General features: G+C 46.1%; 6 protein-coding genes and 1 pseudogene. 4 read left to right on the forward strand and 3 right to left on the reverse strand.

Features of this window, described 5'->3' with window-relative positions; all coding sequences use genetic code 11:
* Positions 1 to 29 precede the first annotated feature (29 nt).
* The 4 genes from SFV55_RS20915 (at position 30) to SFV55_RS20930 (ending at position 7,634) form a co-directional block, all read left to right on the forward strand.
* The gene (locus SFV55_RS20915) at positions 30 to 410 is read left to right on the forward strand and encodes a hypothetical protein (RefSeq protein ID WP_320031500.1); all 381 of its coding nucleotides are present in this window, start codon (positions 30 to 32) and stop codon (positions 408 to 410) included.
* A 336-nt stretch (positions 411 to 746) separates the two neighbouring features.
* Positions 747 to 3,080, forward strand: coding sequence for a tetratricopeptide repeat protein (locus SFV55_RS20920; protein ID WP_320031501.1), 2,334 nt, complete (start codon positions 747 to 749; stop codon positions 3,078 to 3,080).
* A gap of 214 nt (positions 3,081 to 3,294) precedes the next feature.
* Positions 3,295 to 4,311, forward strand: a complete 1,017-nt coding sequence (locus SFV55_RS20925) for a hypothetical protein (RefSeq protein WP_320031502.1) — start codon at positions 3,295 to 3,297, stop codon at positions 4,309 to 4,311.
* A gap of 20 nt (positions 4,312 to 4,331) precedes the next feature.
* Entirely contained in the window at positions 4,332 to 7,634 is a 3,303-nt protein-coding gene (locus SFV55_RS20930) for a tetratricopeptide repeat protein (RefSeq protein ID WP_320031503.1), read from the forward strand.
* A 214-nt stretch (positions 7,635 to 7,848) separates the two neighbouring features.
* Here SFV55_RS20930 and SFV55_RS20935 read toward each other — a convergent pair whose 3' ends face one another.
* The 3 genes and pseudogenes from SFV55_RS20935 to SFV55_RS20945 form a co-directional block, all read right to left on the reverse strand.
* Positions 7,849 to 8,592, reverse strand: coding sequence for a TlpA disulfide reductase family protein (locus SFV55_RS20935; protein WP_320031504.1), 744 nt, complete (start codon positions 8,590 to 8,592; stop codon positions 7,849 to 7,851).
* Between the two features lie 645 nt (positions 8,593 to 9,237).
* On the reverse strand, positions 9,238 to 9,384 hold the full coding sequence (locus tag SFV55_RS20940) for a hypothetical protein (RefSeq protein WP_320031505.1): 147 nt from the start codon (positions 9,382 to 9,384) through the stop codon (positions 9,238 to 9,240).
* Between the two features lie 354 nt (positions 9,385 to 9,738).
* A pseudogene (locus SFV55_RS20945) lies at positions 9,739 to 10,041 on the reverse strand (hypothetical protein); the annotation flags it as partial.

The raw sequence follows: 10,041 nt of genomic DNA on the forward strand, positions 1-10,041 counted from the left end.
TTCACCACTTATTTCACAAACCAATGACCATGAGTACCAAACCCACTCTCGCACCCCCCAAACCCGGCTTCCTGCTTCTCGAAGTCGTTTACGGCTTAGTTTCTCGAGACTGTCGGGGTATGGGCATCTGCAAGTTCATTAAGGCTTCGTCTAGTTTGTTCAATACAACAGCCAATCCTTGTGGCTCCAGCATAGCCTGGGGAGGGATTGGAGAGAACGGTAAGTTTGAGTTGTTGATACTTCGCAATACGGTGAGCGAGGAGCAGTGGGAGCGGCGCTTTGCCAGCGGGAAGTTTGTGGTGGAAGAGGCGTTTCAGGTGCCGGAGGAGCTGTTTGCAGCGGGTATTGAGCTGAAGGTGGGGAGTTATCCGGTGGAGGTTGTGGGTGAATACCTTCGCATCAGCTTTTGAGTTTGCACGGATCAAGAACACCGAGTGATCTGGTACCTTGCGCCTAATGCACCCTTCGCAGCGCCAGTTCCCGCAGCGGCTTACCGAGCCGCAAGGGTGCTGGCGAAGATCCTTGCGCGGTGGAAGTCGAGACTGGGTACCTATGGCTCGGAGCAATAGAGCCAAGCTACTGGCTCGACGGAGCGCAGCGAGTGGAGGGGAAGTAGCGGGGCGGTGGGTAAGGAATGAACGAATCATTTGAAGTAAAAAAATCCCCTTATCTTTAACTTTAACACAATCATTTTTGCCTGAAGCAGGTATTGAAATTCACCTTTAAGCAGCTCAAAACCACCTCAGATGAAAAAGCACCTCCTACTTTTCACCCTCCTACTTTGCGCCCTTGCCGCCGAAGCCCAAATAGGAAAAGAACAAATCTGCAAAGTCCGCGAGCAAAACTCGCAGAGGAAGCCCCTCGCCAATGTACAGGTCATTTTTGAAGACGCCCCTGCCGCTGTTTCGCAATCTGATGGCACGGTGCGCCTGCTTTTTCAAAACCGAAAAGCTGGCGAGTGGACCTTCAAAGTGGACATCAAGCGCACGGGCTACGAATTGGTCAATGAAAAAGAGGTCGAAAAAGTAAAACTCAGCGCCGACAAGCAATTCGGCGTGGACATCATCCTGGCGCGGACAGGGGTGGTGGATTCCATCAAAGCCATCTATTATGGCGTGTCGAACAAATCGCTGAAAGCAGGTTTTGAGCGCGAAAAAGCTAAGCTCCGACAAGCCCGCGACGCAGCCCGACTGAGCGCCGACAAATACGCGGAGCAATTGGAACAACTCAATAAAAGTTTTGAAGAGCAGCAAAATAACCTAGCCGCGCTTTCAGAAAAATTTGCACGGGTCAATTTTGACGACGTGGATGCAGTGTATCAAGAGGCATTGGAACTTTTCCAAGCAGGTGAAGTAAAGCTGGCCATTGCCAAACTCGAGGCCATTGACCCTGCCAAGCGCACCCAAAAAATCATTGAGGAACAAAAACGGCTGGAACAACGCGAAGCCGAACTCAAAGCCGACCGCGCCGCCCTGGAAAAAGAAAAACGCCAACAAATCACCAATCTCCGCTTGTTGGCGGATATGTATTCGGCTACTTTCGACCCGGCTAAAGCTGAAAATCAGTATGACCAGTTGTTGCGATTGGATAGTACCGATCTTGAAATACTAGTGGATGCGGCGAGATTTTATCAAAACAACCACCGCTACCATAAAGCCCTACGCACCTATCCGCTAATTATAGCCCATGCTAAAACTGAAGATTGGCAAAAAGCCAATGCTTTTGGAAGTATGGGCGAAATGCAAACAGCTATCGGGGAATTACCGACTGCGCTCAATGCTTATACCAAGTATTTTAAAAATTATAAACAACTGCACCGCAGCAATCCGAATAACAGTTTTTATAAAAATAATTTAGCTGTTGCTTACGAAAAACTCGGGGACACCCACAGAGATTTGGGCAACTTGAACCAAGCTTTGATTTTTTTTGAAAAAGATATTGAACTCTCAAAAGAGCTGCACGAGGCCTTTCCGCTAAATGTGGAGTTCAAAAACGGCTTGGCCGTTGCTTACGAAAAACTCGGTTCTACCTACATCGCTTTGGGCAATTTGAACCAAGCTTTGACTTTTTTTGAAAAACGTAGCCAATTGGGAAAAGAGTTGTATGAAGCCTTTCCGCAGAATGTGGAGTTTAAAAATGGCTTTGCCATTGCTTACGAAAAACTCGGACAGACACACAGCGATTTAGGGAATTTGATCCAGGCTTTGACTTTTTTTGAAAAAGATATCGAACTGTCAAAAGAGCTACACGAGACCTTTCCACAAAACGTGGCCTTCAAACACGGTTTGGCCATCTCTTATTCCAAACTCGGGGATACTCACAGCGCTTTGGGCAATTTGATCCAGGCTTTGTCTTTTTTTGAAAAACGTAGCCAATTGTCAAAGGAGCTACACGAGGCCTTTCCGCAAAATGTGGAGTTCAAAAACAGTTTGGCCCTTTCTTACGAAAAACTCGGTTCTACCCACAGCGTTTTAGGGAATTTGATCCAGGCTTTGACTTTTTTTGAACAATACAATGACTTAGAAAAAGAGCTATATGAAGCCTTTCCGCAAAATGTGGAGTTTAAGGACAACTTGGCTATTTCTTATGCTATGATTGGGGGTATTTATGCTCTGAATAAGGACTTTGTTAATGCCAAGCGAAATTATTTAGAATACGAAAAATTGGAAAAAGAGCTGTTCCTAAAAGATAAAAGCAATGTCGATTTTATGGATGGAGTGGCTATTGCAAATACAAAGCTTGGAATGGCCTTATTGGGATTGAATGAAACAGCACAAGCAAAAATGTATTTTCAAATAAGCCATCAGAATTTTGAAAGACTATTTAAGTTATCCCCAGATAACGTTTGGTTTAAGGCTAATTATTACCAATCACTAGTCATTTTGGCTTCAATTCAGGCTGTCACTCTTCAAGAATTAAACTTAAAATCGATAAAGGAAGGGAGTGAAAAATTCAATGAAATCGCTGTAAAAACTCAAAATTCGGATTTCCTGAAGAGAGGAGAGATTATTAAAAAAATAATGGAACCAGGAGCCAATATTAAAGAACTGATTATTCAAGTATCGAGTTTTACACTTTGAATGAGAAAAGTGAGGATAATCTGCTGGCGCAAGTAGCCCCTACATTCTACCCTAGTAATCTAAAGCTTTCAAAATCAAACAAAAAACACTAAGCCGCTGCTGATTACAAGTGCCGCCAGAGCCAAAAAGAGGGAAAAGAAATAAGCATTTTTTTGCAATTCTCCCTTATCTTTACCACCATCACTTCATCTTATATTTGTATAGTGCTGCCACAATGAAACCAACACTCCAGACCCTCTTCACCCAAATTCGCGGCCACATCGCCCGCGACGAAATGCCCGCCGCCCTGAGTGCCCTGCGCGGCCTGCTGGAAAACACACCCCGGCTCAATGAAATCCTTCAACAATCGGGGCGCCTGGAAAACATCCGACAGCAAATGCGTACGGGAACGGTTTCTCATGACGACGCTACTTTGGAACAAAACCGCATCCGCTTCGGCGTGCTGGAGCTGCTTGCTGAAATCGAAAAAGATTATATGCCTACTGCGGCTTTGGGTGATTTGCTGGCTGCAGTGGAGCAGGAAAGTGATCGACCTGAGGTACGTGAGGAAGTAGAAAAGGCGGTTTCGATTGTGAATAGCAAAAATGTGGTGGTGAATTCCAGCATTACGGCGGGGGGCAATGTGGAAATTGGGGATAAAACCATTTATACTGAAAGCCAGACCAGCCGCAGATTGAAGCTGTTTCTCTTTCTGTTGGTGCCGCTGCTGGTATTGGTCCTCGCTTACGTCTGGTACCAAGCCCAGCCCCTTACCTTGAGCGTTGCGGTACGGTACCAGGCCCTAAATCCTGATTTGGCTTTTGAAAAAGGAGCCCTCATCCTCTATCATGGCGGCATACAGGACCAAAAAACCATCGAAAACGAGGCCGTTTTTACGGACATCCGTCGGGGAGAAAAAGTGAGCCTGAGCTTCAAAGCCGAAGGGTTTTTGCCGATCGATACAGTATTCGTGCCATCCGGCAAACCATTGATCTTGCCAATACAACACGACAACAGCCTCGCCCGGGTGTTCGGCACCGTACGCGACGAGCAAGGCAGAGCCATTGTCGGCGCTACCATTCGGGTGCAGGACATGAAAGTGCAAACCTCATCCGACGGCTCATTTTCGCTGAGCGTGCCGCCTGAAAAGCAGCGCAAACAACAACGCGTCGAAGTCATCGTCAATGGGAAAGTAGTCTGGGATTTAACCCAGCCTATCTTGCCTGACGCCAGTATTGAAATTCAACTTTAAACACTCAAACACCACCTCAGATGAAACAACGCCTCCTGCTCCTCGCCCTCCTGCTTTGCGCCCTTGCTGCCGAAGCCCAAAAAGAACAAATCTGCAAAGTCCGCGAGCAAAACTCGCAACGGAAACCCCTCTCCAATGTACAGGTCATTTTTGAAGACGCTCCTGCCGCTGTTTCGCAATCCGACGGCACGGTGCGCCTGCTTTTTCAAAACCGCAAAGCAGGTGAGTGGACTTTCAAAGTAGACATCAATCGCACCGGCTATGAATTGGTCAATGAAAAAGAGGTTGAAAAAGTAAAACTTAGCGCCAATAACCAATTCGGCGTGGACATCATCCTGGCGCGGACAGGGGTGCTGGATTCCATCAAAGCCATCTACTATGGCGTGTCGAACAAATCGCTGAAAGCAGGTTTTGAGCGCGAAAAAGCAAAACTCCGGCAAGACCGCGATGCAGCCCGCCTGAGCGCCGACAAGTATGCGGAACAATTGGAACAACTCAATAAAAGTTTTGAAGAGCAGCGAAAAAACCTGGACGAGCTTTCGGAAAAATTCGCGCGGGTCAATTTTGATGACGTGGATGCCGTGTATCGGGAGGCACTAGAACTGTTCAAAGCGGGTGAAGTAAAGGCGGCCATTGCCAAACTCGAGGCCATTGACCCCGCCAAGCGCACCGAAAAATTCATTGATGAGCAAAAACGCCTGGAACAACGCGAAGCCGAACTCAAAGCCGACCGCGCCGCTCTTGAAAAAGAAAAACGCCAACAAATCTCTAACCTTCGCTTGCTGGCGGATATGTATTCGGCTACTTTCGACCCCACGAAGGCCGAAAGCCAGTACGACCAGTTGTTGCGATTGGATAGTACCGACCTTGAAATAGTATGGGATGCGGCAGAATTTTATAGAAATAACCACCGCTACGACAAAGCCCTGCGCGTCTATCCGCTAGTTATAGCCTACGACAAAACCGAAGATTGGCAAAAAGCCAATGCTTATGGAAATATGGGCAAAATGCAAACTGCTATCGGAAACCTACCAGCTGCGCTCAATGCCTACACCAAATTTTTTGAAAATTATGAACAACTGTACCGCCTCAATCCGAATTTCAGTTCTTATAAAGCGAACTTGGCCATTGCTTACGGAAACCTCGGCGAAACGCACCGCGTTTTGGGTAATTTGCGTGAGGCTTTGGCTTTTTTTAAAAAATCCGCTGACTTAGAAAAAGAGCTCAATCAAGCCTTTCCACAAAATGTGGAATTTAAAAACAATTTGGCCCTTTCTTACTCCAAACTCGGCGAAACGCACCGCGATTTGGGCAATTTGACCCAGGCTTTGACTCTTTTTGAAAAATTCACTGGCTTAGAAAAAGAGCTACACCAAGCCTTTCCACAAAATGTGGATTTCAAAAACAATTTGGCGCTTGCTTACCAATTTTTAGGAGCCACTCACAGCGCTTTGGGCAATTTGACCCAGGCTTTGACTCTTTTTGAACAATTCACTGACTTAGAAAAAGAGCTGCACCAAGACTTTCCACAAAATGTGGATTTCAAAAATGGGTTGGCTACTTCTTACTCCAAACTCGGCGATACCCACCGCGCTTTGGGCAATTTGACCCAGGCTTTGACTTTTTTTGAAAAATTCACTGACTTAGAAAAAGAGCTACACCAAGCCTTTCCGCAAAATGTGAATTTCAAAAACGGTTTGGCTATTGCTTACCAATTTTTAGGAGCCACTCACAGCGCTTTAGGGAATTTACCCCAAGCTTTGACTTTTTTTGACCAATTCACTGACTTAGCAAAAGAACTGCACCAAGCCTTTCCACAAAATGTGGATTTCAAAATGGGCTTGGCTACTTCTTACTCCAAACTCGGTGAAACGCATAGCGCTTTGGGTAATTTGACCCAGGCTTTGACTCTTTTTGAAAAATACAATAACCTAGCAAAAGAGCTGCACCAAGCCTTTCCACAAAATGTGAATTTCAAAAACAGCTTGGCTACTTCTTACGGAAAACTCGGCGAAACTCACAGCGCTTTAGGCAATTTGACACAGGCTTTGACTTTTTTTGAACAATTCACTGACTTAGCAAAAGAGCTGCACCAAGCCTTTCCACAAAATGTGGATTTCAAAAACTATTTGGCTACTTCTTACGGAAAACTCGGCGAAACGCACAGCGCTTTAGGCAATTTACCCCAAGCTTTGACTTTTTTTGACCAATTCACTGACTTAGCAAAAGAGCTACACCAAACCGTTCCACAAAATGTGGATTTCAAAAACAAGTTGGCTGTCGCTTACGGAAACCTCGGCGATACCCACAGCGCTTTGGGCAATTTGACCCAGGCTTTGACTCTTTTTGAAAAATCCGCTGACTTAAAAAAAGAGCTCAACCAAGCCTTTCCACAAAATGTGGATTTTAAAAACTATTTGGCCATTGCTTACGGAAAACTCGGCGAAACGCACAGCGCTTTAGGCAATTTGACCCAGGCTTTGACTCTTTTTGAAAAACTCACTGATTTAGAAAAAGAGCTGCACCAAGCATTTCCCCAAAATGTGGATTTCAAAAACGAGTTGGCCGCTTCTTACTACAAACTCGGCTCAACGCACAGCGCTTTGGGCAATTTGCCTCAGGCTTTGACTTTTTTTGAAAAATTCACGGACTTAGCAAAAGAGCTCAACCAAGCCTTTCCCCAAAATGTGGATTTCAAAAACCATTTAGCCGATTCTTACTCCAACCTCGGCTCAACCCACCTCGCTTTGGGCAATTTGCCTCAGGCTTTGACTTTTTTTGAAAAATACGCTGACTTAAAAAAAGAGCTGCACCAAGCCTTTCCCCAAAATGTGGATTTCAAAATCAAGTTGGCCATTGCTTACGGAAACCTCGGCGAAACGCACCGCGCTTTGGGCAATTTGACCCAGGCTTTGATCCTTTTTAAACAATGCGCCGACTTAGAAAAAGAGCTCAACCAAGCCTTTCCCCAAAATGTGGATTTCAAAAATTATTTGGTCATTGCTTACTCCAAACTCGGCGAAACCTACAGCGATTTGGGCAATTTGACCCAGGCTTTGACTATTTTTGAAAAATACAATGACTTGGCAAAAGAGATGAACCAAGCCTTTCCCCAAAATGTGGATTTCAAAAACAGGCTGGCTATTTCCTATTATAAATTAGGAGAAATTAACAAAAAAATTACGGAAAAAGCAAAAGCAAAGAGCTATTTCCAAAAAGCAGAAATACTCTGGTCGGAGTTGGTAAATGAACCGATTCAAAATAAGCAATTCCGGAATTATTGGATGGAAGTACAATGGCAATTGGTGCAATTGCGTGAATAAGTAAGGGGATTTATAATCATTTGGGTTGGTTTTAGGTCGAGTCAGTATAGGTATTCTAGCTTATGGCAGGGATAGACGATTAAGGGGGAGGATTTTTTGAATGATTGAGAAAAGGGCCCTGCTGGCGCAGGGCTTTTTTTTTTGAACCACCTCAGGCTCTTAAGGGCATCTTAGTGGGTCACCTTAGGGGAAGAGTCGAGTCTTATAGGCGAGGTTATTTAGCCAATTCGCGGTTGATAGCCTCGGTCAATTTTTGGGAATGGATTACGTATTTCTTCTCTTGTTGCTGCATCACAGCAGGGTCGTTGCCATCCAGGGATACCAAGGCCCCTTCAATGAATTGGATGGTCCCATCTTTACCTACCAGGATACTTTTGGGGTAAGTGGCACCAAAGTTTGATTCGATGTAGGGTTGAGCCGCTTGTAGGTGGGTGAAGGTATAGGGGTGTTTTTGGAGAAAGAGCTGGATTCTATCGGCCTTTTCGGGTGCCATTGCTACAAAAACAATGTCCTGATTTTGGTATTGGGCCTGGATGCGATTGAGTTCTGGCATTTCAGCAATGCAGGGCGCACAGGAGGTAAACCAGGTGTTGATGAGCATTACTTTACCATGGCCAATGGCTTCGGTTACTTCCTGGCCTTCTAGATTGAGCAGGGTGAAAGGTGGCAGTTTTTTACCGATCCATTGTTCCTTTGGGGAGGTGGCGGAGGCCAGGTTTGCGGGGATGGCTTTGAGACTAAAGCTCAGGAAGGTGGTGTCTTTCCGGGTGGAGAGCGGGGAAGTGTTCAGTTGCACTTTCATTTTGAGGGGGGTGACTTTTTTCTCCAGGTCGAGGCGAAGGGAATCAAGTTGGCGCTGGGTCAGCAGTTTGCCTTCCGAAGTTTGGTAGAGGGTGACTTGGGCCTGGATAGACTGTTGGGCAATCAACAGGAAGAGGGTAAAGATGAGTTTGTGCATGAGGATGGGTTTATGGATTTTATCAATGGATGAAAGTAAAGTAGAAGCGGGTAGAAAAACAAGGCATTTTTGCAGGTTTATGACCACCCCAAATTTGGGGTATTGAAGTTTGGGGCTTCAATAAAAAAGGCGAAGCTGGAGCTTCGCCTGACATAACAACCTTATTCATAGCAATGCATCTTGACCAAAGCTCCGACTTGCGGAGGGGCAAGGGCGGGAGCTTCGGAGGTTTCTTTGAACCGGGGAGGAAGTGAAAAATGAAAAGTGAAAAGTGAAAAGTGGCTGCCGCAGCGACTTGGACAAAGAGCGAATGACGAATTTTTCGAATGACGAATAGGGCTGTGCTCAGCAAGCATGGGCAACCGCTTTAAGGGGCATGGAGATGACAGATGGAGATGAGCCAAAGGAAATGGGCTGAATGGCCTTGAGGGTCACGGAGGTGACCGACAAGGGTAAAAAGTGTAGATTTCATAGCTTTTTGTTAAAAATTAAACAAATTTATTTCTTTTTAAACATAAGGCAAATTTTTTAGACTTTTTATTTGGTGGCGGTTAAGTTTTATGTTGCCCCACGCGGAGTATAGCAAAAAAAGAGGCGAAGCCGAAGCTTCGCCTGTACTGTAGTGTGGTACTTAGAACCAATTGTCTAAAAAATCAGATCGACTTCAATCCCTTTGCCCTGGCTACTGGTGGTAACCGTGGTAGTGGCAGGTTCTTGGGTACTGGAAGTGGAAACGGGAGTTGGGCTGCCTGACAGCAGGAGCTGTAGGAGCAGGAATAGGATGGTGTTCATAGCTTTAGTTGTAAATGGATATTTTGTTAAATTTTACACAATTTAAAAGTAAATTTAACAAAATGCAAGTTTTTTAGACTTTATTCTTTCCGCAGCAGTTCCGGGCATCACTCGTGCATGAATTTCAGTCACCGGAAGTACTCAGCGGGGAGTAGGATACAAACCTCCAGCCACCCTGCGCGAGGATTCCCCGCGCTAGGGGGCTGGATGCTTCGACTTCGCTCAGCAACCTGCGGCGATGAGCAGCAGCCCGCAGGGCCGAGCCGCGAGGCGAGCCTGGAAGACACCGACCCGACGCAGGAGGGGAGCGCCCAAAGGAAGAAAAAAGGAATCCTGGCCACTCCCCTACCCTGTTTAAAGCGGCTGTTGCCCGAGGGTGCCTCCGTTCATCTTAAGCGGCTTCTTGGCCATGAAGCGGAAGCTAAAAGACTTGGAGGGATCGAAACTTTCCCAAAAGGCGTCCTCCATCTGGAAAATGATATAACCTACACTACCGTAGCTAGGGTCGCCCTCTTCGATGTGCATGACGTAGGCAGGTTTGGCCTGGGTGTCTTGCTGGTAGAAGCGGAAGGCAGCATCCTGGCACCAGGCAGCGAAGTTTTTGGTGATAACTAGAATCTGCTTATTGGGCGAACCATCGTGCTTGAAGGAGCGGGT

The sequence above is a fragment of the Haliscomenobacter sp. genome (assembly GCF_033763495.1).
Lineage (GTDB): Bacteria > Bacteroidota > Bacteroidia > Chitinophagales > Saprospiraceae > Haliscomenobacter.